The sequence below is a fragment of the uncultured Psychrobacillus sp. genome (assembly GCF_938022135.1).
Taxonomy (GTDB): Bacteria; Bacillota; Bacilli; order Bacillales_A; family Planococcaceae; genus Psychrobacillus.
In genome coordinates this window covers 1-26470 of record NZ_CALIED010000051.1, presented here as the reverse complement: position 1 = coordinate 26470, position 26470 = coordinate 1, and the positions used below count along the sequence as shown (strand labels likewise).

25 protein-coding genes and 1 pseudogene are annotated in these 26470 nt (G+C 36.8%); 8 read left to right on the top strand and 18 right to left on the bottom strand.

The features are described from left to right. Window positions 1-5 precede the first annotated feature (5 nt). Window positions 6-1004: an inorganic phosphate transporter gene (locus Q0371_RS10285; protein WP_298470847.1), complete on the top strand. Its 999-nt coding sequence runs from the start codon at window positions 6-8 to the stop codon at window positions 1002-1004. 39 nt (window positions 1005-1043) lie between these two features. Here the strand turns inward: Q0371_RS10285 and Q0371_RS10280 are convergent, their stop codons facing one another. Continuing rightward, complete coding sequence (locus Q0371_RS10280) at window positions 1044-1676, bottom strand: pentapeptide repeat-containing protein (protein ID WP_298470845.1); 633 nt, start codon at window positions 1674-1676, stop codon at window positions 1044-1046. Window positions 1677-1831: 155 nt separating this feature from the next. Here Q0371_RS10280 and Q0371_RS10275 point away from each other — a divergent pair, with 155 nt between their 5' ends. Then, window positions 1832-3964, top strand: coding sequence for an MMPL family transporter (locus Q0371_RS10275; protein WP_298470843.1), 2133 nt, complete (start codon window positions 1832-1834; stop codon window positions 3962-3964). A gap of 120 nt (window positions 3965-4084) precedes the next feature. Here the strand turns inward: Q0371_RS10275 and Q0371_RS10270 are convergent, their stop codons facing one another. Continuing rightward, window positions 4085-4693 carry an alpha/beta hydrolase gene (locus Q0371_RS10270; protein WP_298470841.1) on the bottom strand — a complete coding sequence of 203 codons (609 nt, stop codon included), beginning with the start codon at window positions 4691-4693 and terminating at the stop codon, window positions 4085-4087. Between the two features lie 72 nt (window positions 4694-4765). Continuing rightward, window positions 4766-5785 (bottom strand): beta-carotene 15,15'-monooxygenase, encoded by a 1020-nt coding sequence (locus Q0371_RS10265; RefSeq protein ID WP_298470839.1) that lies wholly within the window; start codon window positions 5783-5785, stop codon window positions 4766-4768. A 99-nt stretch (window positions 5786-5884) separates the two neighbouring features. Between Q0371_RS10265 and ade the strand changes: the two are divergent. Beyond that, window positions 5885-7634 (top strand): annotated as a pseudogene (ade, locus tag Q0371_RS10260) (adenine deaminase). Between the two features lie 532 nt (window positions 7635-8166). On the opposite strand, the gene Q0371_RS10255 reads toward ade, so the two are convergent. Further along, window positions 8167-8541 carry a DUF3221 domain-containing protein gene (locus tag Q0371_RS10255; RefSeq protein WP_169358465.1) on the bottom strand — a complete coding sequence of 125 codons (375 nt, stop codon included), beginning with the start codon at window positions 8539-8541 and terminating at the stop codon, window positions 8167-8169. A gap of 12 nt (window positions 8542-8553) precedes the next feature. Beyond that, window positions 8554-9024, bottom strand: coding sequence for a hypothetical protein (locus tag Q0371_RS10250; RefSeq protein WP_169358464.1), 471 nt, complete (start codon window positions 9022-9024; stop codon window positions 8554-8556). Window positions 9025-9409: 385 nt separating this feature from the next. Between Q0371_RS10250 and Q0371_RS10245 the strand changes: the two genes are divergently transcribed. Continuing rightward, window positions 9410-9784, top strand: a complete 375-nt coding sequence (locus Q0371_RS10245; RefSeq protein WP_169358463.1) for a nucleotide excision repair endonuclease — start codon at window positions 9410-9412, stop codon at window positions 9782-9784. A 35-nt stretch (window positions 9785-9819) separates the two neighbouring features. On the opposite strand, the gene Q0371_RS10240 is transcribed toward Q0371_RS10245, so the two are convergent. The 3 genes from Q0371_RS10240 to Q0371_RS10230 form a co-directional block, all read right to left on the bottom strand. Beyond that, complete coding sequence (locus Q0371_RS10240; protein WP_298470836.1) at window positions 9820-10812, bottom strand: NAD(P)/FAD-dependent oxidoreductase; 993 nt, start codon at window positions 10810-10812, stop codon at window positions 9820-9822. A gap of 34 nt (window positions 10813-10846) precedes the next feature. Next, complete coding sequence (locus Q0371_RS10235; RefSeq protein ID WP_251553290.1) at window positions 10847-11236, bottom strand: thiol-disulfide oxidoreductase DCC family protein; 390 nt, start codon at window positions 11234-11236, stop codon at window positions 10847-10849. A gap of 157 nt (window positions 11237-11393) precedes the next feature. Further along, entirely contained in the window at window positions 11394-11873 is a 480-nt protein-coding gene (locus tag Q0371_RS10230) for a TraR/DksA C4-type zinc finger protein (protein WP_169358460.1), read from the bottom strand. Window positions 11874-12002: 129 nt separating this feature from the next. Here Q0371_RS10230 and Q0371_RS10225 point away from each other — a divergent pair, with 129 nt between their 5' ends. Together Q0371_RS10225 and Q0371_RS10220 are read left to right on the top strand one after the other, a co-directional pair. After that, on the top strand, window positions 12003-12629 hold the full coding sequence (locus Q0371_RS10225; RefSeq protein WP_169358459.1) for a YfbR-like 5'-deoxynucleotidase: 627 nt from the start codon (window positions 12003-12005) through the stop codon (window positions 12627-12629). An 87-nt stretch (window positions 12630-12716) separates the two neighbouring features. Further along, the gene (locus tag Q0371_RS10220) at window positions 12717-13361 is read left to right on the top strand and encodes a GntR family transcriptional regulator (RefSeq protein ID WP_298470833.1); all 645 of its coding nucleotides are present in this window, start codon (window positions 12717-12719) and stop codon (window positions 13359-13361) included. A 471-nt stretch (window positions 13362-13832) separates the two neighbouring features. On the opposite strand, the gene brnQ is transcribed toward Q0371_RS10220, so the two are convergent. From brnQ to Q0371_RS10180, 8 genes are all read right to left on the bottom strand, one after another. Beyond that, entirely contained in the window at window positions 13833-15170 is a 1338-nt protein-coding gene (gene brnQ / locus Q0371_RS10215; protein ID WP_298470831.1) for a branched-chain amino acid transport system II carrier protein, read from the bottom strand. A 217-nt stretch (window positions 15171-15387) separates the two neighbouring features. Continuing rightward, window positions 15388-15765: a Na+/H+ antiporter subunit G gene (locus Q0371_RS10210; protein WP_169358456.1), complete on the bottom strand. Its 378-nt coding sequence runs from the start codon at window positions 15763-15765 to the stop codon at window positions 15388-15390. Further along, window positions 15743-16027: a Na(+)/H(+) antiporter subunit F1 gene (locus tag Q0371_RS10205; protein ID WP_169358455.1), complete on the bottom strand. Its 285-nt coding sequence runs from the start codon at window positions 16025-16027 to the stop codon at window positions 15743-15745. Before Q0371_RS10205 ends, Q0371_RS10210 begins: the two co-directional genes overlap by 23 nt. Beyond that, window positions 16028-16510 (bottom strand): Na+/H+ antiporter subunit E, encoded by a 483-nt coding sequence (locus Q0371_RS10200; protein ID WP_251553288.1) that lies wholly within the window; start codon window positions 16508-16510, stop codon window positions 16028-16030. 18 nt (window positions 16511-16528) lie between these two features. Next, entirely contained in the window at window positions 16529-18013 is a 1485-nt protein-coding gene (locus tag Q0371_RS10195) for a Na+/H+ antiporter subunit D (RefSeq protein WP_298470871.1), read from the bottom strand. Beyond that, on the bottom strand, window positions 18006-18344 hold the full coding sequence (locus Q0371_RS10190) for a Na(+)/H(+) antiporter subunit C (RefSeq protein WP_251553286.1): 339 nt from the start codon (window positions 18342-18344) through the stop codon (window positions 18006-18008). Before Q0371_RS10190 ends, Q0371_RS10195 begins: the two co-directional genes overlap by 8 nt. Continuing rightward, window positions 18344-18769: a Na(+)/H(+) antiporter subunit B gene (locus Q0371_RS10185; protein ID WP_251553285.1), complete on the bottom strand. Its 426-nt coding sequence runs from the start codon at window positions 18767-18769 to the stop codon at window positions 18344-18346. The genes Q0371_RS10190 and Q0371_RS10185 overlap by 1 nt, the downstream gene beginning before the upstream one ends. Next, complete coding sequence (locus tag Q0371_RS10180) at window positions 18756-21167, bottom strand: Na+/H+ antiporter subunit A (RefSeq protein WP_298470827.1); 2412 nt, start codon at window positions 21165-21167, stop codon at window positions 18756-18758. The genes Q0371_RS10185 and Q0371_RS10180 overlap by 14 nt, the downstream gene beginning before the upstream one ends. A gap of 479 nt (window positions 21168-21646) precedes the next feature. Here Q0371_RS10180 and Q0371_RS10175 point away from each other — a divergent pair, with 479 nt between their 5' ends. Next, the gene (locus tag Q0371_RS10175) at window positions 21647-22330 is read left to right on the top strand and encodes a histidine kinase (RefSeq protein WP_169358450.1); all 684 of its coding nucleotides are present in this window, start codon (window positions 21647-21649) and stop codon (window positions 22328-22330) included. A gap of 107 nt (window positions 22331-22437) precedes the next feature. Here the strand turns inward: Q0371_RS10175 and Q0371_RS10170 are convergent, their stop codons facing one another. Beyond that, entirely contained in the window at window positions 22438-23589 is a 1152-nt protein-coding gene (locus Q0371_RS10170; protein WP_298470869.1) for an MFS transporter, read from the bottom strand. Between the two features lie 194 nt (window positions 23590-23783). Between Q0371_RS10170 and Q0371_RS10165 the strand changes: the two genes are divergently transcribed. Continuing rightward, window positions 23784-24482: a DUF421 domain-containing protein gene (locus Q0371_RS10165; RefSeq protein WP_298470825.1), complete on the top strand. Its 699-nt coding sequence runs from the start codon at window positions 23784-23786 to the stop codon at window positions 24480-24482. Between the two features lie 137 nt (window positions 24483-24619). Here Q0371_RS10165 and nagZ read toward each other — a convergent pair whose 3' ends face one another. Then, window positions 24620-26284 carry a beta-N-acetylhexosaminidase gene (gene nagZ, locus Q0371_RS10160; RefSeq protein WP_298470823.1) on the bottom strand — a complete coding sequence of 555 codons (1665 nt, stop codon included), beginning with the start codon at window positions 26282-26284 and terminating at the stop codon, window positions 24620-24622. Window positions 26285-26470: the final 186 nt, after the last annotated feature.

Below are 26470 nucleotides of genomic sequence, written 5' to 3'. Positions count from 1 at the left end.
TTATTATGGATACTATTTTTATATTAACCATCCTAGTTGTGTTTTTTGCCCTTGCCTTTGACTTTATCAATGGTTTCCATGATACTGCAAACGCAATTGCCACTTCGGTTTCAACAAGAGCTTTAAAACCAAAAGTTGCAGTTTATATGGCCGCTATTATGAACTTTGTAGGGGCTCTAACTTTTACAGGGGTTGCTAAAACAATTACTAAGGATATTGTCGATCCCTTTACACTTCAAAACGGATCATTAATTATTTTAGCGGCTTTACTTTCAGCGATTATTTGGAACTTAGTTACCTGGTATTACGGAATTCCATCTAGCTCATCTCATACCCTAATTGGTTCTATTGCAGGGGCAGCTATCTCTGCTGCAGGATTTGGAGTTTTGAATTATGATGGGTTCACTAATATCTTGGTAGCTTTAGTCATATCACCATTTCTTGCTTTAGCAGTTGGATTTTCAATGATGTCACTATTTAAGGTGATTTTTAAACGAGGAAGCCTGTATGGGACAAACAAAAGGTTCCGTATCTTCCAAATAGGAACTGCAGCACTTCAATCGTTTACCCACGGTACAAATGATGCCCAAAAAGCAATGGGGATTATCACGATGGCCCTTATTGCAGCACAATGGCAAGCTACAGATGACATCCAGCTGTGGGTTCGTATTGCAGCAGCAACTGCGATGGGTCTTGGTACATCTATCGGTGGCTATAAAATCATTAAAACTGTTGGTGGTAAAATCATGAAGATCCGCCCTATTAATGGGGCAGCAGCTGACTTATCGTCTGCTATGATTATTTTTGGTGCTACAACTATTCATTTACCAGTTTCTACAACACACGTTATTTCATCCGCTATTATGGGGGTTGGGGCAGCTCAGCGTGTGAAGGGTGTTAAATGGGGAGTCGCTAAAAAAATTGTATTAACTTGGATTATTACTTTACCGATATCAGCCGTAGTAGCAGCTATCATCTTCCAAGTCTTAAATTTATTCTTTTAAATAATTAAAACCTCGTAATTGAATACGAGGTTTTTTCTTTTACTCTTTTATAATTACTCCTAATGATTTAGCAAATCCTATAGCTTGTTCCATGGAAACTGTGCAGCCCTTTAAATCTTCTAGTGATACTAATAGGTTTTCATATGTAGTGCTACTTAAGTCAACCCCATCTAAAGATGTATCCGTAAAGTTAGCCTCATCTATTTCACATGCTTCGAATTCTACAAGCTGTAAGGTGCAATCAATAAAGTCTGAATGATTTAATGTACAGTTATTAAAGGATACCTTTTTCAACTTAGAAAAACTTAGATTCAGGTAGTTCGAATGATTCTCGCAAACTCTCACATCAGTTAGCCTCGCATCCGCAAAGTTTGCTCCAAAGAGCTTACACGCTATGAATTCCACTCGATGAAATACTGCCTGTTCCATCACTACATTAGAAAGATCACATTTTTCAAAAATACAATCTATAAATTCCACTTGGTATAAATGTAAATCCACAAAGGAAGCTTGTTTGAAAAGTACTTGATCAAAGATTATCTTTCCTTCTGATTCCTCAATACCTTCAAGCGAACAAACAGTGGCGTTGGAAATATAATAATCCTCTTGCAAAGCTTCCTTTAAATTAATTTGTTCTGGGTTCTCATTGAGTTTTGGAGACGTAATTTTCACTTATATTCCTCCTTCAAAAATTTTCTTTTATCATAGCATTATATTAGCAGTTAAACTTGCTTTCCATTACAATAAAAAGGAAACTCTACCACTCAAACTGGTAGGTTTAACATAAGAGCTATATTACTACTTGGCTTTATCTAAGGAGGAAATATATGAAATTTTTAGCTAACCTAGTGACACGCCATTATAAAGTCACTTTGGGAGTTTGGATCATCCTGTTTGTGGCTCTTGCTTTTTTTGCATTACGTCTTCCATCTTTATTGGAGGGTGACGGTTTTAAAATGGACGGAGAACACCAGCAAGTAATGGATGAGCTAACTGAAACCTTTGATTTACCAGCCGAGACACTCTTCATCGTATTCAATCAAACATCTGATCAAACCATCCAAGATACGTTAGATGATATAGAAAACTTAAAAATAGTGAAAGATATCCAATCACCCTTGGAGGATTCTACTCTCTATAAGGAAAATGTATCATACGCAATGTTGCACTTTAACACGGATACCGAGAACATGTCAGAGGTAGTTGATGACATTCGTCAATCTATCGGAAATGAAAAGGGTGTCACTTTAACTGGGGCTGCCGCCATCAATAAAGATATTAATACGGCTAGCCAAAAGGACTTGGCTAGTGCAGAAGCAATCGGTCTTCCAATAGCATTGGTCGTTCTGCTCCTTGCATTTGGAAGTGTAGTTGCCGCTTTGGTGCCAATTGCTGTGGGTATTGTCACAGTAGTTTCAGCACTTGGAGTCATGACATTCTTTGGCGAAGCCATGGATTTATCTATTTTCGTCCTCAACATAGTTCCAATGCTCGGGCTTGCGTTAAGTATTGATTTTGCTTTATTACTAATTAATCGTTATAAAGAAGAGCTTACCGAAAAGTCCGTTGTAGAGGCTGTCCAAATCTCTATAAAAACAGCTGGTCGCTCTATTATTTTCTCTGCACTTTGTGTATTTATTGGGCTGGGAGCCATGTTTGTATTAGAAGTAGAGATCTTTCAAAATATTGCTCTTGGTGGTATGCTTGTCGTCGCTATGGCAGTATTGGGATCCATTACCCTATTACCAGCCTTACTGATGGTATTAGGTGATCGTATTAATAAATGGACTATCTTGCGTGTGAAGCCTGGTGCCTCTACCAAATGGAGAAACTTTGCCTCCTTTGTTATGAAGCGACCTGTTACTTTAATCATTGTAGCTTTTGTGTTGCTCGGGATAGGTATAATCCCGGTAAAAGAAATGACATTAACCATCCCATCAGTAGAATCTCTACCTAAGGACTATGATTCCCGTCAAGCTTATGAAGTGATGGAGGATGAGTTTAATATGGGGGACCAGTCTACGATTTACGTGGTGGCTGATCGACCAGGTGGCTGGGAAAATACAGATGGCCTAAACACTATGAAAAATTTAGAAGAGCAGCTTTTGAAGGATCCTGATGTTAAATCAGTAGATACTGTCTTTTCGGCTAGTGAAATACCTACCGTCGAACAGTGGGAGCAAAGCATGATGATTCCAGAGGTATCAGGTCAGCTCACCCCACTAATGGATACCTTTGTCCAAGGTGACAAATTAATGATTCCTGTTACATTAGGACTTAATGGCTCATCTGATGAAGCACAGGATTGGGCAAGAGAATGGGCAGATAAAGACGTTGGCACAGATATTTTATTAGGTGGTCAACCTAAGTTTAATCAAGAAATATTTGATGAAATTTTTGATAAGGTCGGGATATTGCTAGGAATAATATTGGGCTCTACCTTTATCATTTTAACCATCGCCTTCCGTTCCGTGCTTATACCTTTAAAAGCAATTATTATGAATGTAATTGGTTTAGCCTCCACGTTTGGCATACTTGTTTATATATTTCAGTATGGCCATTTTGGTTTAGAGGAAACGACCATTGCCTTAATAATTCCAGTCATTGTTTTCAGTTTAGTCTTTGGGCTAAGTATGGACTATGAGGTATTCCTCATCTCCCGTATTCAAGAGGAGTATATGAAACATCACAATAATACGAAAGCAACTGTAGATGGATTAACCTCCACTAGTAAAATAATTACCTCTGCTGCATTAATTATGATTGTTATCACCGGTGCATTTGCCTTCACAGAGGTTATGCCAGTCAAGCAAATTGGTATCGGAATAGCTATAGCAGTGGCTATAGATGCTTCAATTATCCGCTTACTATTAGTTCCAAGCTTGATGAAACTTTTTGGTAAATGGAACTGGTGGCTACCTTTTAGAAAGGGACCTTATAAATCCAAAAACTTCCATTAAACATGGGTACTAAACCTTTAAAGAAACCGGAATACAACAAAGCCTAGTAGATACTCATACTCTACTAGGCTTTGTTTTTAGGTTAGAATAGATTACTTCCAGGTCAGTCAATCGACTCCTCTAGAATTTCGCTTGATACCATTCCTTTGCAGCTTGTACTTCGCTTTGTGTTAACTGATGACCGTATTCATGCCAGTGCATCTCCACACTAGCGCCTGCATTTTGCAATAAGTCCTTCAGTTCTTCAGATTCAGCTGCCGGGCACATAAAGTCGTTCTTTCCTGCTCCAATGAACACCGAAGTACCTGACATGACTGGTATCTCTACTCCACGCCTCGGCACCATCGGATGATGGAGAATCGCACCTTTTACGGCATCCTTATATTCAAATAAAAGGTTCCCTGCAATGTTAGCTCCATTAGAATAACCAATCGCTACTACTTGATCACGATCAAATTTATAGGTTTGAGCTGCTTCATCTAGGAAGCTTTTTAATTCCTCTGTACGAGCCTGCAAGTCCTCGAGATCAAAAACCCCTTCCGCAAGACGTTTAAAAAACCGAGGCATTCCGTTTTCTAGCACATTCCCTCGCACACTCAGAATATTAGCTGAGCTGTCTATCTCTTTCCCTAGTCCAACTAAATCATGCTCATTACCACCTGTACCATGCAATAACAATAAGGTCGGTCTCGAAGAATTCTCCCCTGGAAAAAATAAATGCTTCATCATTAAAAGCTCCTCTTTTATCTCGAATTTGAGATAATTATAGCCAACATATATTTTCTCGTCAAATAATGCGCTTCACGTTGTTTCTAGTATTTCCCTCAGCCTTTGTGGTTCATCTACTCGGATGGCAAACTGCGTAACTACTTTTTCCTTCCCCATGAACATTGTCGCCTCTATAGGTTCATGCAAGTGGATTAAGGCTTGGGGTTCTAATGGTTCAAAATCACGATACATAAATTGAAGTGTGTGCTTATCCGGAACAGCCACACCCCATTCTACATTCTTAATTAGATGTAGCGGGACAACAATTCGAGCACTAAGTCCTTGTGTCACATACAGGTTACCGTTTTTTATCTCTGCGGGGTGTAAACGTGTTACTTGGATATCAGCTAGGAAATAGAAAACACTATAAATATTAAAGACCAATAACACGAATGACAGGAGAATCGATTTGTCGTGTAGCCACCAATGAAGCCCAATTGTTTCTATAATAATTGCATGTATAATCATTACATTAAAAGCAATGTAGCTTGTTTTTTTGTGTAAAGTAACTATATTTGGATGACTAGGGGCCTTCTTTTTCCACGTGAAAATTGCATAATAAAACATTAAAAGTTCAGAAACGATTATACGTATAAGAATATTTTTTGTAACTACCTGTTTAATAGAAGGTATTAGGCTAAACAATGGCGAAGTTTTCATTTCCGTCATGGAAGCTTTAATTTTTGGGGTTTTATAGATGACCAAAAATATTAAACTTAACTCTGCCAAGATCAAAAGTGCTTCCAAAGCAATTCCCAGATATAGAATTCCTTTAAACGGGGAAAACAATTCGGAAGGTATAAAAAATCTAGCAATAACTAATCCTCCAACCATAAGACCCATTACTTGTTTGAAGGAAATCTTAAAGATTGCATAAACGAGTAAAGGTGCAACAATTGCTAAATCTATAAGAGACCCAATAGCAACTCCGCTATTAAGCTGAAGTGAAAAGAAATCCTGCACTTGTGGTCGATACACTAGAAAATTAGAAAGAAGTACTAGCAGCAAAAAAGCTAAGGCTATATTCGCAGTCTGTGTTTTTCGATAAACCATTTCAATCCCTCCCTGTACGACTATATTTTAATTATAGCTTTCCTTATAATACCAGCACTACTATAATTAATAAAATATTCAAAAAATGAGCACAAATTTGTGAACATTCGTGTAGAACAACTAAAAGAAAGAATTTTAGCCTCTCAAGGGAAAGAACAAGCTGATTTCATTCTTCGCAATGCGAAGATAGCAGACGTATTTTCATTAGAATGGAAATTAGCAGACATTGTTGTGACAAACGGTCATATCGTCGCAGTGGATACAACTGGAGCATTTATAGCAAAGGCTGAGCAAGACGCTGAAGGTAAGTATGTCGTCCCTGGTCTAATTGACGCTCATATACATATCGAATCTTCAATGGTAACCCCATTAGCATTTAGTCGAATACTCCTTCCACATGGTGTCACAACAGTTATTACAGATCCTCACGAGACAGCCAATGTCTCCGGAGCTGACGGGATTCAATTTATGATAGATGAATCTTTAAAAAGTGAGATGGATATTCATATTATGCTACCCTCTAGCGTCCCAGCCACACCTTTTGAACATGCCGGAGCCGTCCTAAAAGCTAAGGAGCTACAACCTTTCTTAACTAAGGAGAAGGTCCTTGGGTTGGCTGAAGTGATGGACTTCCCTGCTGTCCTTTCGGGAGATTCTGATATGTTAGACAAGATTGCAATGGCCCTTGAAGCTAATGTTCCTATAGATGGTCACGGTGCTGGACTTAAGCCAAATCAAATTAGAGGCTACCGAGTGGCAGGTATCCATACTGATCATGAATGTATAACGGCAGAAGAAGCATTAGATCGAGTAGCACAAGGGATGTATGTTTTAGTTCGGGAAGGCTCTGCAGCCAAAAATTTAAGAGACGTACTGCCCGCTGTAAATACACAAAATGCACGTCGATTTATGTTTTGTACGGACGATAAGCATTTGGATGAATTGATAGAGGAAGGAAGCATCGACCATGCCATACGTCTAGCTATCAAGGAAGGAATGGAGCCATTACAAGCAATTCAATTAGCAACATTAAATGCCGCTGAATGCTACAAATTGTATAACAAAGGTGCCATAGCTCCAGGTTTCATTGCAGACTTTTTTATGATTGATAGCCTGGAATCCTTTCGTGCCATTTCCGTTTGGAAGAATGGACTAAAGATTGCTGAAGATAACAAAATGCTAAAAGTAAATGCTTCCGAAGATTACTTACCACAGCGTATTTGCAAATACTGTTTCATTACCAACGCTTTCCGTAGCTGACTTTTCCATCCCCTTAACCAATGATGGAACCGCAAATGTTATTGAAATAATGCCCAATCAAATTACAACTCGTAAAAAAGTGCTAAAGGTTCCTGTAATAGAAGGTTTCTTCACTCCTTGTACAGAACATGATTTACTTAAGCTAGCAGTAATTGAGCGACACCAAGCATCAGGGAACATTGGTCTTGGAATTGTGCACGGGTTTGGTATTAAGAAGGGGGCAATAGCAACTACTATCGCCCACGATTCACATAACATGGTTGTACTTGGGACAAATGATGAGGATATGCTTGCAGCCTGTAAACATTTAGAGAGTATACAGGGTGGGGTTGTAATCATAAAGGATGGAAAGGTGTTAGCTTCCCTCTCCTTACCTATAGCAGGTTTAATGTCCGATAAACCTGCAACGCAAACTGCTAAAGAGTTAACAATTTTACATGAATCATTAATCTCCATTCATCCGAACTTAGATTTCCACTTATTATTAACTTTATCATTTGTAAGCTTACCAGTTATACCTGAACTAAAATTAACTGATACCGGGCTTTTTGATGTAGTTGCCTACAAGCACATTCCAATTCAGGCATAGGTTCATTCTCCCCTAAAGGAGTCAACTCGTTTCCTATAGGCTTTGACCATATAAAAGGGCGTGGTCGTCACTATCTTCATGACCACATCCCTATTGTGTTTTATGGATTAGCTAGTCCCTCCCTCTTGTTTTAATTGTCTAAAGTTTACTACTAAAATCCTTAACGTTCTTGCATACCTCCCTTCATTTTTTAAATAAAAAGGGTAGGGTTGATTTATAATGTAAAGAAATCTTAGATTAGAGAGTAGAATTGATTTATCACACCAGCCGGACGCTTTCCTCGGGGTGAGCAAAAAGTAGAAATATCTTTAATGTATTGATAAAGCGGTAATAAATTTAATCGCATAAACAAAGCTGAAAAACTTTCACCAACCCCAATTTCATCATCCACTTATGTTCTTAATAGCCATTTGAAAGTTACTTTGTTTATGTTTACAATCACTATAAAAATGGTTAGTCAAAATCAACCAGTAACTTTAACAAACTAATAAAAAAATTCCCCATAGCAATTAGCGCTATGGAGAACTTTAGATTATTCTTCTACTTTTTCAATCGTTTTAGCTTCACCTGATGCTGGATGGGATTCCTTTAGGGATTCATATCCGACTTTGACTAGATCATACAATTCTAACTCATTGCGCTGAGCCATCGAAATATTAAACCAAGTAGCACTTTTCCCAGCTTCTAGTGCTTCTTCTACCGATAAAGTGCGCGCTTCATCTTCACTTAAATCTTCTACAACAAGAATACCACTGTCCTTCGTGTCTATAATAATCCCAGTGATATAGCCAATTGGCTGTGCTTGAGTAGGATTATTCTCAAAGAAGTTCATGATGAAGTAAAAGGTCGTTCCAATTGCGATGAGTAAAATCCCAATAATAATTACTACCGTTGTTTTACCTTTCATACAAAAACCTCCTTATCTTTTTGCAGTAAGACGGAAGCCTTCTTCTAAAAGATATGCTTTTGCTTCATTGTAGGTGCCAAAGCTCTCCTCTAGGTTATAACCATGGTAGACATTCCAAAGAGTATCCTCTTGTAAAAGAGTTAGCTTAGAGCTTTCTTTGTTTGTCCATTCCTCCTCTACTTCTTCGTCGATCAATTCCTCTTCCTCAGTCGCTAAATAGGCAATAGAATCTTTGATCATTTGGCGTAGTTCATCTGCTGATACTTCTCGAATATTAACTAATCCTTTTTCTTTTGCTTCATATTGCGGAAGATCTCCAACATACACAAAGCCATTGCCATTAGGATGTAGATGGTAGATTACAGTTGTTTTATCATATAAGCTTTCTTCATAATGGTAGTTAACTCGCTTCATCGATACTTCTTTACGAGTTAATTCAGGAAACTCTTGAATAATTGCTTCTTTCTCTTCAAATGTTAGCATATGATTCCTCTTTCTTTTCTTATCTTTAGTTTATTATTATAGCATAAATTCTACCCTCTTCGCGTCCACCACTCTGCTACTATTATAAAACAAATGACAACCGCAATTGCCACAGCAAAAAACCAATCAGGTATGCTTCCCAATATTATATCCTCCTAACAAACCCGTACTAACTATGGCAAATATATATTTCTTCTGTTCAGGAGACACATCTCTCCTTCCATTCTAGCTGGGCTCTACCTTATTATCCTTAAAATTACTATACTTGTTCCTATTAATTATATTCACTTTATTTTACTTCACATTTAATCCCGTCTCTTGCGAATAGATATTACTGCTAAATTGTGATAAACTAAAGGACAGACAATAAGAGGACGTGAGAGAAATGATTAAAATTGAATTACCAAAACCAACCGTTACTATTACACAACGCACGCAAGCACTTAAAGAAGGAGAAGTTGAAATCCCATCTATCTATGGATTTATCGATTTCCACCAAATCCCTCGTGATAAAGGCGGCATCTTTATGTTTTATAACAAAAATGATGAGCTATTATTTGTAGGAAAAGCCCGTAAAATTCGTCAGCGCATTAAAAAGCATTTTGAAGATAATGTTTCTCCGATGATTAAACATCGCGACGAAGTTTACAAAATTAGCGTGTGTATAGTGGAAGAGGCTATGGATCGTGAAATATATGAAACATATGCGATTAATACCTTAAAGGCTAAATACAATATTGATAAAGTATTTTATAAGTAAGATATCTCATGCCTCATGATAGAGGCATGAGTTTTTTATTTTGTTTCCTCAAAAATACTCGTACTGTGCTTTGGCTGCACTCTTGCTTTCGGATCTAATGAAGCTTTTATATGACTGATTGCATTGGGAACTTCACCAAATCCAACTGCAATTAGCTTTACTTTACCTGCGTGTGTACACACATCACCAGCAGCATATATGCCTTCTACACTTGTTTCCATTTTTTCATTCACTACTACCGAATTCTTTTCCATTTCTAGACCCCAGCTTTTCAGTGGTCCAAGAGATGCTACGTTGCCATAGTTGACTAGCACATGGTCTACAGGAATTCTTTCCTCTACTTTATCCTTGCTCACTACAACAACTTCTTGAATACGTTCTCCATCACCAATTAGTTCTTTGACCGCATAGGAAGTTTTAACATGCACTTTTGAACCTTGAAGCTGTTGTACGGATTTTTCATGAGCCGTGAATTGCTCACGACGATGGCAGAGGGTTACTTTTGAAGCAATATTCTCTAACATTAACGACCAGTCTAGGGCAGAATCTCCGCCACCCAGTACTAATACATTAGAATTTTGAAAGTCATTTAAGTCCTTTACTTTATAATATAAATTTTTACCCTCATATTCCTTAGCTCCAGGAACAGTTAATTTACGTGGTTGAAACGAACCTACCCCAGAGGTCAGAAGGATTGTTTTGGAGTAATGTGTATCTTTGTCAGTTTTCAATATAAAATATTCATCGTGCTTCTCCAGTTCATTTGCAGTTTCCTCTAAACATATTGTCGGGTCACTATAGGATGCCTGTTCCACTAAATTAGCTACTAAATCCTTTGCCAATATTTTAGGAAGACCTCCAATATCATATATATATTTATCTGGGTAAAGCTCCATTAGCTGTCCGCCTAGCTCTGGAAGGCTATCAATTATTTTCACCTTTAAATCACGGAGCCCCGCATAAAAGGATGCAAACAATCCAGTTGGACCTCCCCCTATAATTGTTACGTCATACACTTCATGTTTCATGTTGAACAATCACCTCATTAATCTATTATTTACTTTATAAGAAACGGCTTCGTACTTCTGGAGAGGGTATCATACAGCTCTCCTTTTTACCAAACCAACGATAACGATTTTTTGCGATGAATTTGTAAACACTGTTTCTAATTGGTTTAGGAACAAGTATGAAAATATAAAGATACCTCCATAAACCACTTAAATTCCTACACACTCTTAACGCTCCATCGGAAAATTTGTAGACTTTTTCATCTTCTATCAAGATGAAACTATCGATGTGATTCGAGATACCATATTTTTCTTTCAATTCCACTCCCGCATCACTTTGAAGTGCAGCAAACTTAAAATAACCACGAGTGTCTCGTTTTATTATAAATTGAACACTGGAATCACAAAAATTACATTCTCCATCAAACATAACGATAGCTGCCATTTAACATTCCCCCTTGCTTCTAGTGTATCAGAAAGAATTTGGACTGTTAAATGACAGGGGCTAAATTCCCTTAATACTTTTGACGGAGAGAATAGAGAGCATAAAATAGAAAAAAAAGATGCCCAATACACTTTGGAAATGGCATCTTTTAATTAGTTTATTTGTCTTGCGGAGTATCTGATGAGCCATAGGATTCTACATCCTCGAAGCTATTACTGTAGTCTCTAAGTTCCTTTTCTTCCTGTTCGACTGGACGGTCTGTATCAGGTTTTAATATATCTTCTTCGACTGGGCGGAAGTCTTCTATCTCCTGTTGGGCGTCCTCAATACAAGTTAATGCTGTTGGTTTAGCTTCTAACCGTTCTATAGGGATTTGCTTGTTGCATACCATACATTTTCCGTAAGTCCCCTCATCCATAGCCTGAAGCGCAGCCTTAATATCTTCTATTTCCTCTTCATTATGCTTTCGTATGGCTAATCTTGTATGCTGGTCAGTTAAATCCGTTGCATTGTCTGCAGGATGATTATCGTATTGGGATAACTCCGTTGTTTCAAATTCTTCATCGCTATTTAAACTTTCCTCTAATTCTTTAAATCGGTTAAGTAATTCCTCTTTTAGTTTTTCATATTTGGCCATGTCAATTCCTCCTTAGGTTAGTATAGGATTACCCGAAAGTCGGGAAAATAAAACTAAATCAATTCGCTAGAGTTTCTCTTACATAAAATACGGATATGTTAGTAATATATAGAGAAGGAGTGATTGTAAATGGGAATTCACCGTTTTTTTATGAGCATGAACGAGTTGGAGAGAATTATACGGGCACCAGGAAGATTCAAATATGAAGAGCATAATGTAGCAGCTCATTCTTGGAAGGTCGCTCAATACGCTATGTTCTTTGGAACTATAGAGGAAAACCATGGAGCGACAATTAACTGGAAGTCTTTGTATGAGAAGACTATTAACCATGACTTTGCAGAGATTTTTATAGGTGATATTAAAACACCAGTAAAACATGCTTCTCCTGAATTAAAGCAAATGCTTTCGCATGTGGAAGAGAAAATGATGGAAAAATTTATACTGAATGAAATACCTGAAGAATTCCAACCTGTATTTTTTGATCGAATGAAAGAGGGTAAGGATGAAACTATTGAAGGTCGTTTGCTAGAGCTAGCAGATAAAATGGATCAGGTTTATGAAGCTTTTACAGAGCTACAGCACGGCAATACTGACCCAGAATTTATCAAGATGTATGAGACTGCATTAAGAAAGATATTACACTTACCACTTAAAGAAAGTGTTACCTATTTTAAGGAAGTCATGCTCCAGGATATTATTGCTGAGGAATCTGTCATAGACGTGAAAAATATTACGTTAAAAATTTTAGTAGAATAAGGAAAATTTTTCAATAAAACCTGCGATATATTGCATAATATAGTGTATAATATGAAACAACTAATACTTTTTGAAGGAGGTTGTTTTATGCCTATACCAATTGACCATACCAAACCAGTACGTACTACCGCTAAGCTACATGCGTTCAATCAGCTACAACAATGGATTATCGATGGTACTCTTCAACCAGATGAGAAGCTAAACGATATAGAGCTAGCACAAGCTTTAGGTGTTAGTCGTACACCAATAAGAGAATCACTTCAGCTATTGGAATCCCAGGGCTTTGTATCCATGCAACCAGGAAGAGCAACACAGGTTACTCCTGTGGAACCGGAGGACATTTATAATTTACTCCCTCCTTTAGCAGCATTACAAGCGCTCGCAGCTGAACTTGCAACTCCTAATATGGACGAAGAAATTTTAAATATGCTCGAAGAAAAAAATAAAGAATTCGCAACGGCGCTGCAAGCTAAAGAATTTACTAAAGCACTAAAAATTGATGAAGAATTCCATCAGCTGATTGTGGATCGTGCGAATAATCCATACATATTCTCTATGGTAGAAATGCTCCAGGCTCATGTAAGAAGACTTTATTATTACGAAAAAATTAATTTAAGAGAGCAATCAATCGAACAACATCAAGAATTAATTCAGTTGTTTAAAGACAAGGAAGTTTCAAAGCTTACAGAAGTAATGCGCGCTAACTGGATTTATACGATAGAAGAATTTTAGTTACCTTAAAAAAATAGCTTTGTTAAAGTTATTGGTTGATTTTGGATAGACATTACGTTTTTATACTGACTGTACAATTTAAATGGCTAGTTAGAACATAATTAGATTATTGCGTGTGGTTGGAGTCAGTTTTCCGGTATTATTTATGCGAGTAATTTATAAATAGAATTTATTGAAATACAGCCCTACTCCATTTATTGATTGGAGCGCCAGACGGCGACTCCTGTGGGATGAGTGAGACAGTTAAGACATCACAACCGCGCGCGTAAGCGACGGGTGATGGCTTAACGCTCACCCCACGAAAAAGCGTCCGGCTGGCGCGGAAATCAATACTACTATCCGATTTAGAAAGCATCCTAAATCAACCCTAACCTTTAACATAGACAAAAAAATAAAGACGTGAAATCAAATTGCTGATTTCGCGTCTTTTAATTTATGGACTAGTTATGCCCCAGCCTATCAAATTTAATATTATCTAATTACCCTAGCAATAAGAGATGTTATAACAGTGATGACAATGAAAGGAATGACCCAGCCAAGTCCTACACCGTAAAATGGTAATATATTGTCATACAAGTTTATAATGGATTGTAACCATCCAAAATACTCTATTTCTAAAGATTCACATAGCGCTTTCAATCCATCTACAATACTGATTAGGAAAGTAAAGAACATCACTACTACGTATACTAGCCTTGAATGATAGAACAATGGTGATAAAAAAGCTAGCAATATTAAAACAATAGCCAACGGATATAAAAGCATTAGCACTGGTACAGAGTATGTAATAATATTCGCTAAGCCAAAGTTAGCGATAACACATGTAAATACACTAAAAACAATTACAAATACTTTATAGCTTACAGCAGGTATCAATGTATGGAAATACTCAGCACAAGCAGTGGTTAAGCCAATGCTCGTTGTTAAACAAGCTAAGATGATTACAATGGCTAATAGAATAGCTCCAAAGGAACCAAAATAATGCTCGGAAGCTGCACTTAAAACAGGACCTCCAGTATCCATTATCCCAAACATATCAACAGACGTAGCTCCGAGATATCCAATACCAGCATAAATTATTCCTAAGAAGAAAATTGCAATGGCACCAGACTTAGCCGTTGCTGCTAAAATACCTTTTTTAGAGGTGACACCCATTGCACGCACTGCATTAATGACAATAATACCGAAGACTAGGGAAGCCAAAGCATCCATTGTATTATACCCTTCTGTAAAACCTGTCATAAAGGCATTATCAACGTAGCTTCCCTGCGGTGCACTAAAATCTCCCATAGGCTTGAATATAACAAAGACCAATAAGATTAGTAGCCCTATTAGTATTCCTGGAGAAAGGTATTTCCCCACATTATCTACAATCTTCGATGGATTCAAGGAAAGCCATAATGTAAGACCAAAGAAAATAACTGTAAACACGAACAAACCGATTTGTGTATATTCAGAATTTACAAAGGGCATGATTCCAATTTCATAAGAAACAGCACCAGTTCTAGGCAATGCGAAAAAAGGACCGATTGTTAAATAAAGTAAAGAAGTAAAAACAATTGCAAAAATAGGGTGTACTCGACTAGACAGTTCCTGCAAATTTTTACTTCCAGAGAAGCCCATTGCTAATGTCCCTAAAAATGGGAGTCCAATACCAGTTATTAAAAATCCTATTATAGCAACCCATAAGCTTGTTCCAGCATTTTGTCCAAGGCTCGCTGGAAATATTAAATTACCTGCTCCAAAAAATAAAGCAAATAACATTATTCCAATAACTAAATAACTTGAAAAGGATAATTTATTGTCCAAATGAATTGCCTCCTGTGATTTAAGAAATACTCATTTCTTCTATATTGTCATATTGTAATGAAAAAATGTGTTAAATGATCTTTCATCATCACTTAAATGTTAATAATAATCATGATAATACTATGTATTTATGCAGAATGCAATATATTATAAAAACTTATAGAATAATTGTTTAATTTAAACAAAAAAGAGTTAGCCAATAAAATAACTTCATCAGCTAACTATTTTTAGCGTTTTCATCTTCTTCTTCAAATAAAATTTCTGTTAAAGAATTATCAGAAGAGTTTTCAGCCAATTCTACATTTGTTCTATATGCAGCCCTCGTCAATAGATGCCCTGCAACAGGAGCAGTTAAAAACACAAATAAAATACCTAATATTAATCTAATACTGACAAAGCCGTCATGAACCCAAAAATATACAAATGCTCCCGAAAGAGTTAGTAATACTGCAACTGTAGAGCTTTTTGTAGCAGCATGTGAGCGGGTGTAAACATCTGGAAGCCTAATAATTCCTATCGCACTAATAACACTCATTATACTTCCTAAAAGAACGATCAGTGCTGCAAGCAACTCAACTGTCTGACTTACGCTCAATGATAACACCCCTCTCAATATATCGAGAAATAGCAATCGTACTTATAAATGCTAATATTCCTAATATAAGAATTGCCTCTAGAAAGGCCTTTGTCTTAAGTACAATCGATACTATAGCAATTATAGATATCAAGTTTACCCCAATCATATCTAAAGCTACGGCTCTATCTGGCATGGAAGGACCCTTTATAATTCGAAAAAGTGCTATTCCTATGGAAACTGCAAATAACGAAAGTGATAATACTAGTATTTTCTCTACCATTTAACGGGTCACCTCCATAATTGCTTTTTCAAATTTCTTTAATGATCGTAAAACATCTGCTTTTGAGGTTTCCATATCCATCGCATGAATATAAAAAGTATCTCCTTCTGGATTTACCTCCATTACGACCGACCCCGGAGTTAAAGTAAGTAATAGTGCAAGCGTCGTAATCTCCCATTCACTAGATAACTTAGTCTTATACGTAAAGATCCCTGGCTTAATCTTAAGCTTAGGACTAAGTATCTGTTTACTAATCACAATACTAGATGTAGCCAATTCCCTGTTAAAGATAAAAATCAACTTTAAAATTGAAAATAGACGCTTCAGATAAAATTGTGTTCCAAAAAATCGGTGCATGAGGAACACAATTCCAATACCAACGAAAAATCCGCTTACAAAGGTTTGTAATTGTAACTCCTCTGTGTCCATTAGTAATGTCCACAAAAATGCTATGAATAAATTAAGTAGAAACTGTGCTGGCATTATATATCACCCCTCCCATTACTCTTCTCTGCCTAGAATGGCATCAATATATATGGAAGGATTGGTCAGCGTATTTGCTGCATCACTAACATACACCGATACCACCTCTGCTCCCAGACCGAGTGCAAGCGTTCCAATACCTAGTAAGAATATTGGAAAAATCATGCCAAACTTCAAGGGTGTTTCATCTTCTAGACTGATAATAGTTTCACCGAATATGGAATTTAAAAATATGCGAAGCAACGAATACAGAACTACTATGCTCGAGAGAAATGCTAAGGCTAATAATATATATGCCCCTGACTCAATTGCCCCTTGACCTACTAATATTTTTCCTACAAAACCGCTAAGTGGCGGAATTCCTGCTAAGGAACAAGTCACAATGAAGAACATCCAACCAAGTAATGGATAGTTTTTAATCAAACCGCTTATTTCATTAATTCTTGTTTTACCTGTTAAAGAAATCATTGTACCCACTAATAAAAATAGCATTGCCTTAGCAATCATGTCGTGCACGATATAATATATAGAACCTTCAATAGCCACAGTAGTTCCTATTGCTAAACCAACAAGCATGAACCCAACAGCAATTACAACATTATAAGAGGCTATCAAGCGCATATCTTTGTAGGCAATTGCTCCCATACATCCAACTATGAGCGTAATACCAGCCATAATACCGAGCAGCGTGTGCGTTATAAAAGGATCATGATAGAAAATGATCGTAAAAGTACGGAACAAGGCATAGATACCAACCTTTGTTAGAAGAGCACCAAATAAAGCAGCTATTGCCATTGGTGGCGCACTATACGAACCTGGTAACCAAAAGAATAGTAATAGTCCCGCTTTTACGCTAAAAACAACTAGAAACAGTATACCTATAGTTGTTAATAAGGGATCTTGTCCTGTTTCAGCTACCCTCTCTGATAGATGGGCCATATTAAGCGTGCCAAGAGAACCATATAGATAAGCAAGTGCCAATAAAAAGAACCAGGAAGCAACCACATTAATCACTACATATTTAATAGATTCTCTTAGCTGGCGTTTTGTGCCCCCTAAGGTTATTAATACATAGGATGCCAATAGTGTAACTTCAAAACAGACAAATAGGTTAAACATATCACCTGTCAAAAATGAGCCGTTTACCCCAGCTAACAGAAACAACACAAACGGATAAAAGTACATCTTCTCGTGTCTTTCTCCAATAGAAGAAAAGGCATACATCATACAAAGTGTAGTTACAATACTTGCCGTCAACACTAGTAACATGGAAAAGGAATCTGCCACAAATAGAATTCCAAATGGAGGCTCCCAGCCGCCAAAGTCTAATCGAAGAATTCCTTCTTTTTGTATGGTATTTAAAGTATATATACTAATTCCTGTAATCGAAAGCAAGGTCACTAAAGTAATGATACGTTGCAATTTAACTTGACGATTAAAAAATACTAATAAAACTCCTATCATAATAGGAATGATTAAAGGTAAGACAATAATATTATTCATCATTTGTTCCTCTCAATGCATCCAGGTCATCTGTGCCAATGTCCTGATACGCTCGGTATGCAAGAACAAGTATAAAAGCTGTTACTGCAAAACTAATTACAATAGCAGTTAATATCAAGGCTTGTGGCAGCGCATCCGTATAAGGTGCGTTTGCTTCCTTTAACAAGGGCACGTTCCCTCTTTTTAAATCACCCATAGTCAATATAAGTAAATGAGCTGCATGAGATAATACTGCAGTCCCTAAAATTACTCGAATTATATTACGAGATAAGATTAGATAAGTAGCAACGGCAACTAAAATACCGATTAATATAACCATAATTGTTTCCATTAGCTATCATCCTCACTTATGCTTAAAATTATTGTAACGAGCACCCCAACTACCGTTAAGGCAACTCCTGCTTCAAAAATCGTGACAGTTGTTAGCTCCGTTTTACCGAAGATCGGCAAGTCAAAATAAGCAAACGTTTGGGACATAAATGGAACTCCAAATAACAAGGAACCTAAACCTGTCCCGGTAGCTAATAACACACCTACCGCAGCTACCAGCTTAAAGTCTAAGGGAAGACTTTTTTGAACCTTTTCTATACCATTTGATAAGTAAAGAAGGACGAAGGCAGAAGCTAAAACCAGTCCTCCGATGAAGCCTCCCCCTGGTGTATTATGACCTGAAAGAAATAAATAAACTCCAAAGGTTAAAATGATAAAAACACCTATTTTAGCAACATTACGAAGAATAACATCATTGATTTTCACTGTCAGTGTCCTCCTTTTTCGCTCTAAGCTTAATCATGGTATATATACCTAAGCCTGCTATAAAAAGAACAACTACTTCTAGCATCGTATCGAACCCACGGAAATCGCCTAATATCGCGTTTACAATATTAGCTCCTCCCGCTAAGTTATATGCATCTTCAAATAGATAAGAAATCCGTTCAAACTGATCGTAGTTCAACACTGACAATCCCACTAAAACTACTACTAGCCCTACTCCAATTGATATAATGGCATTCATATTCTTAGTTTTTGATGATACTTTTTCTTTTTGCCAATCAGGCAAATGTGAAAATGCCAAAAGGAAAAGTGCAGTTGTAACGGATTCTACTACCAATTGTGTTAATGCTAGATCTGGAGCTCTAAATATTACGAAGAAAATAGCTACGGTATAGCCTAAAACTCCATTTAATAAAGTTGCAGTAATTCTAGATTTTGCAATTAACATGGCTAAGCTAGCAATAACCATAATTATTACTAAAATAATCTCGTATGTCCTAAACTTTGCACTTGGTGTTGTATCAAGTGAAAAAGCACCCGACATAATTAAGTACCCACCAACTGTTGCGATAAAGAAAATATAAATGTATGCTAGGTAATCTCTTAAATAGCCAGTCATATAACTTTTTGTCGCAATGGTAGATTGCTTCTCTGAGAAGCTTAAAAAATTCATATACAGAGCATTAAAGGAGTATTTCTGTGGTAGTATGCTATAAATTGGTCTCCAATATCTTAAAACTTTAAAAAGAAGAAAACCTACTACTATAACTGCTAATGTCATCTTTAACTCAGTATTAAAACCATGCCAAGCATAGATGGAAGGCGTTAGCTTCTCAGGATCTCCAAAGGTTGGATAAATACTGGCCATTGCTGGTTTCAATAAATAATTTCCAACTATATTGGGGAAGAAAAATATACCGACTACTAAAATAGTAAGGATGATTGGTGAAATAAGCATACCGATCGGTGCTTCATGAATTGGTTTATCCAATTTTTCAGGCTGTGCTTTACCTAAGAAAGTTTTAAAGATGAAAACCATACAATATACAAAAGTCAGCACACTACCTACCCATGCAATTACCGGAAATATCACTCCCCATGACTGCAAGGAAAAAACATCTGCTTCCATTATAGAAATGGTAGCTGTAAAGAACATTTCTTTACTTAAAAAGCCATTAAAAGGCGGCAGTCCTGCCATTGATAGACTTCCGATTGTAGCAACTGTAAAGGTAATTGGCATAAAGGTCATTAGTCCGCCTAATCGACGGATATCACGTGTCCCGAGCTCATGGTCAAGTATACCAACGACCATGAACAGCGCACCCTTAAAAGTAGAATGGTTAATCATATGAAATAGTGCAGCAAACGTGGCCTGCGTATAGACGACAGACTCCTCAGAATAGCCGTATTGTAAAGCAATAGAACCAAGACCTAACAGACTCATAATTAAGCCGAGCTGACTAACTGTAGAGAAGGCTAGTAGTGCCTTTAAATCGGTTTGCTTTACTGCATTGAATGATCCCCAGAACATAGTGATCATACCAACCGTACTTACTGTCCAAAACCACGTTTGATCCATGCCGAAAATTGGTGTAAAGCGAGCTACCAAGTATATACCTGCCTTAACCATTGTTGCGGAATGTAGATACGCGCTGACCGGGGTCGGTGCTTCCATAGCATCCGGTAACCAAATATGGAAAGGAAACTGTGCAGATTTTGTAAAAGCACCTAATAGGACCAAAATTAATGCTGGTACAAATAAATCATGATTAGTTAACTCCAAGGCAATCGGAATAATTTCGCGAATACTGAATGTACCAGTCATCGTATAAATCATTATGAACCCTACCAGCATTGCAATACCACCGCTCACCGTGATAAGCATTGCCTTTTGAGCACCTTGTCTAGATGCATTACGGTGGCTCCAGAATGCTATTAACAGGAACGAGGATACACTTGTTAGTTCCCAAAATACATATAAAACCATTAAATTATCAGAAAACACAACTCCGAGCATTGCGCCCATAAAGAGCAGTAAGTAGCAATAAAAATTATGGAGAGATTCCTTACTAGAAAGATAAAAAATAGAATAAATGATAACTAAACTACCTACACCAGTAATAAGCAAACCTAATATGATACTTAGACCATCTAAATAAGTGGTGAAATTTATATCCAACGAGGGGATCCAATTGTATGTGTGATAGTATGTTTTTCCACTTGCAATCGAGGGAATAAAACTTGCAAGCATTACGAACAAAATGGTTGGTACTAACAAGACAAGCCAGCCAATATGTATTTTTTTCAAGTATCTATAAAAAATGGGTATAGTTGCAGCTACTATAAATGGGAATATAATAGCAAAGTTAATTGAAAACAATTGTTAACCTCCTATTTCCATATATGTATGAAAATTCTATATAGAAAGATTTATTTCATTTGAAAGAGAGACTTGACTATTAGGGTAACTAGTTGCATAATAGGATTCCATATGGGGTTCTCATATGAATGTCAGTAGAATAAGAGGTATAAATCATAGCCATTTTCTCGGCATGATTTTACGTTAATATAAATGGCTAAGCTAGAATAACTATTTTATATTCGGTAGCCTGATCATAGAGGGTAAAGCCAGCACACAAGAGACTAGGCCTTACAATCTCTTTATGCAGTATTAAGGAGAAAATGATTTTTTCACTCCTTAACGATATTAAATTAGGTATATTCTTGTTTTTCCTAAGTAAATTATACACTAAACCACACTTCTCTGCACTTATAGTGTTTACTATAGCTTATAATTTGCATTATTTTGTACATGTCACTAGAATAGATGAGACTAAGATAAATGGGGTGTAGACAACCGTGAAACGCACAAAAGGTAGGATGGATGAAAGTATACTTGTCTGCGTATACTATGGACCAAACGGTGAACGACTTATTAGAAGAGGACACAAAATGGCTAGTATTATGGACTGCCCTCTTTATATATTAACAGTGGATCCACTTCCATACGATGCTTTCGATGCAGAAAAGTCAGGTTACGTAGATCAATGGAAAGCATTAGCAGAAGAACTAGACGTGGAAGAATTTATCATTCGGGATAATGAAAAACGTCCTTCTCCTAAGGTAATTAAAGAAGTTGCTCATAACCTGAATATTACACAAATAATCATTGGACAAACTGCCCAAAGCAGATGGGAAGAAATTACTAAAGGATCGTTTATGAATGTCTTGTTAAAAGAAATTCCTTTTGTTGATTTCCATGTAGTATCAGTTGAACGTGCTATTAAAGACGAAGAAGAAGGCGTCTTTGAAAAAGGTGTAAGAGCATATTTAGTCAATGACGGGGAAACTTACAAGGTTTCCTTTACATGCGCAAAAAATATGTGCCAAGAAGGAATATTCTTCAAGGAAATAGGGACAGATTTTGATAACGGGATTTTCAAATTTATGCATAATAACAAAATGCAGCAAGTTCATATTCAAGATAATTTAGTTACAGACCCTTCTCAAGTACCGGATGATTGTACACTAAAAGCAAGATAACATATTATATATTGAACTGTTTTAAGAGACTGTAAACCAACTCAGAAGAAAATTTTGAAGTTGGCTTACAGTCTCTTTGTTTTGTAGGATTTTAACATTACCACATTTTAAGACCTGACATCCCTTGGCAAAGCAAATGCGACGACTCCTAGTAAGGGAAGAAGCGATACTACCACCATAGTAGAATAAATCCCGATGTAGTCCATAAGAATACCAATAAGAACAGACCCTAAGGCACCCATTCCAAATGCCAGTCCAACTGTAAGACCTGCCATCGTTCCAATTTTGTTTGGCACTAGTTCCTGTGCATACACAACAGTTACTGAAAAACTGAGCATGATTAAAAACCCTATTAAAGTCAGCAATAATAAAATAGCCCAAACTGGCACATAAGGTAAGATAAGACAGAAAGGAATTGGGACAACAGTTGAAATGACTATCACTTTTTTTCTACCCATTTTGTCTGCCATAGGACCTCCAAAAAATGTCCCCACTGCTCCTACAGCAAGAAATAGGAAAACAATTAGTTGACCTCTCTCTGTAACAAAATTGTAATTCTCGGTCAGATGAAATATATAAAAGCTAGTAATATTCGTTACATAAAAAGAACGCACAAAAATAATGACCATTAAAAGTCCAAGAGCAATGCCTACTTGTTTCTTAGTTAAAACAGGCAACGAAGATATAAATGCTTTTTTCTTAGCTGCTAAATTGACCTCATTCAGCTGCGCCTTGTACCAACTTGAAATTTTGCTTAACATAAAAATACCAATCGCCGCCACGATTAAAAACAATGCAGCTCCCCTTTGCCCTAATGGAATTAGGATAAATGCACTGATAAGAGGGGCCAATGCTTGTCCGGAGTTTCCTCCCACCTGATAAATAGACTGAGAAAGCCCTCTTTTATTACCTGCTGCCATATAAGAAACTCTCGACCCTTCAGGATGAAAGACCGCCGAGCCTAAACCCAAAAACAATACCGCTATAATTATTATCCAATAATCCATTGCAAAGGCAAGCCCGACCACCCCAATAAAAGAACTTACCATCCCTAGAGGAAGTGCATAAGGCATTGGCTTTTTGTCGCTTATAAAGCCTACAACTGGCTGTAGTAAAGAAGCAACCATATTAAGGGCAAACGAAATGAAGCCTAGCTGCGTAAAGGTTAATCCTATTTCATCTTTTAAAATGGGGAACATAGCTGGAACTATAGATTGTAGCGTGTCATTAAATAGATGGCATATTCCCATGGCTACCATAATTGGATAAATAGGATTTCCCTGTTTAAGTTGCGATGTTTGCGACAATTTTGCACACTTCCCTATCAAAATAGTTAGTTTCATTATTATATCGTAAAATCTTTGATTTTATAAAATTCAGCCTCAATGGATATATAGAAGGAAGTAGGGCAAAATACGTGGAAGTATATTTATTTAAAGGAGTATCGATCACAATGGGTGATATTAACTTTTGGGAAATGATTTGGAGAACCACCATTTCCTTTGCTGTTTTACTATTTTTAGCACGAATAATGGGAAAAAAACAAATTAGCCAACTAACTTTCTTCCATTACGTCACAGGAATAACAATTGGTTCTATAGCAGCGGAAATAGCGTCGCAAAAAGAAACTCCCTTTGTGGACGGAATTATATCGTTAATATGGTGGGCAGTACTTACAATCATAATGACATATATCTCGCAGCTTTCCCCAAAAATACGTCTGCTATTAGATGATGAGCCAACCATTATAGTCAAAGATGGAAAAATTTCTTTAAAATCCTTAAAATCTGCACGCATGAATATGGATGATGTCATGATGTTACTAAGAGAGCAATCCATTTTTTCCATAGATGACGTACAGTTCGCGGTATTAGAGACAAATGGAGAGCTTAGTGTTTTTAAAAAGCCTGCGGAACAAGGAGCAACAAAGCAAGATGTGAAGGCAGATGTGTCATTACCGACTTATATGCCTACTGAAATTATATCAGATGGTAAAATTGTCCGTAAAAATCTCAAAGAATTAAACTTAGATGAAGATTGGTTAATGAAAAAACTACGTAAGCAAGGAATTCAATCTATAGAAGAGGTTTATTTTGCCCAATTACAAACAAATGGTTCCCTTTCGATTAACTTAAAAAATAACGGACTATAAATTATTATTCCTCATCACTATATGATAGACAAGCTTGGTTAAAGATAATCACATATAGTAATTTGCTTATAAAAATAAAAAGGTATGGAGATTTCTACTCCATACCTTTTGTTTCCTATTTAAATAGGAAGCTTTTATTATTTCAAAATATTGTTAGTGAACTCATTCGTTAAATTATTGATCTCTTCTATATTAATGGAAGAAAGCTGATTGTTGCTTAGTTGGTACTTTTCTTTTAAATGGAGAATACGATCCACACTCTTATTAATCTGTTCTTCTTTTATCTCTCCATTACGGACAGCATCTAAAATAGCTTGAATTGCTCTTTCTACTTTTTCATAGTCATGAGCGATTAATACAATATCATTGCCAGCCTTTATAGCTTCTACTGCTGCCTCTCCTATTTCATGATGATTTAAAATAGCCTTCATTGTCATATCATCCGTCATGATGACTCCTTCATACTGTAAACGTTCACGCAGTATATCTGTAATAATCTTTTTAGAGATAGAAGAAGGCATATTCTCATCTATCTTAGGCAAAAGAATATGACCGATCATTACAACATCAGCTCCGCTTTTAATAGCATGTTCAAAGGGAATTAACTCTAACGCTTCAAGTTCCTTTAAATCCTTATTTACTATCGGAAGCTCAACATGCGAATCAACTTCTGTATCACCATGACCAGGGAAATGCTTAATAACCGAGATAACATTTTGACTTTGTAAACCCTTCATAGTTGAAATTCCAAACTCACTTACCACTTTAGGATTACTTCCAAAAGAACGATCGCCAATAATGGGATTGTCGGGGTTACTATCTATGTCCATTACAGGAGCAAAGTCTAGATTAAATCCATATGCATTTAGTTGCCTACCTAATATAACCCCTAATTGTTTTGCTAAATCTAAATTATTTTTTTGACCAATTTGTTTGTTCGTTGGTAAATCATTAAGTTCCGGAATCCTAGTCACTCGTCCTCCCTCTTGATCTACCCCTAAAAAAAGTGGAGGGTCTTCTTCCTGATTCTCAGCCTTTAAGGAATTCAGTAAGGTTACGATTTGGTTTGCATTCACTAAGTTATCTTTAAAAAGGATAACACCACCAACCTTATCCTCCCTAACCATTCTCCTACCTTCCTCCGATAATTCCACTCCATCAATTCCTCCAAAAATCATTTGACCAATTTTTTCTTCTAAGGTCATTCGGTCTACTGAAGAAGTTTTCACTGGGGAGCTTGCCGCTTTTAAATCTGTGTATACTGAAATATGATGTACATTGGGATTAGGAACACTTTCTGTTGGCTTCGGTAAAATCCACTTTAATTGTATATTTGGAGCTACTTCATAAACTAGGATAGTTTCTTCTTTCCCCTCATCCTGGTAGCTTCGTATCATGTCTGGCTCACCTGCAACTGAATGGATGTCCTTTAACTGAACTTCCTGTATATATGAGGAATTAGTTCTAACGTCAAAAACTGTTCCCGAATGATGTCCAATCGTTGCGGAACGAGTTAGATAAGTATCATAAATATCATTGGAGAGGTTACTGCTTTCATCAGGTACTCCCCATAGCTCGTACAATTGTTCCGTATCGGTCTCGCCAACGATAAATGGAACATTTATAACCTGCCTTTTTTCTGCTAACTCAAAAACGAGAGAGACAACTGCCTGCCCTCCTGTTGCTGTTTCCTCTTTCTTTATAAACTCTTTCGGCTCTTCCTCTTTATTCGTTGTTAAAACTGCTTCTATTATAGTAAAGAAAAATATTACCACTAAGATTACCGCAATTTTTTTTGTCATATTTAAGGCCTCCGAACACTCGTCTACCTTATTGTATTTCAATTAGTATAGGCACTATACCTTTTTTCTCGTTATTATTTATAAATATTTAGGGGAAGATATGCATATCTCCTTTACCGTCCTTCATTAATCAAGAAAAGCGCAAGCGCCTATGTCTGCCCCGACAGGCAAATGGAGAAAAGCGAG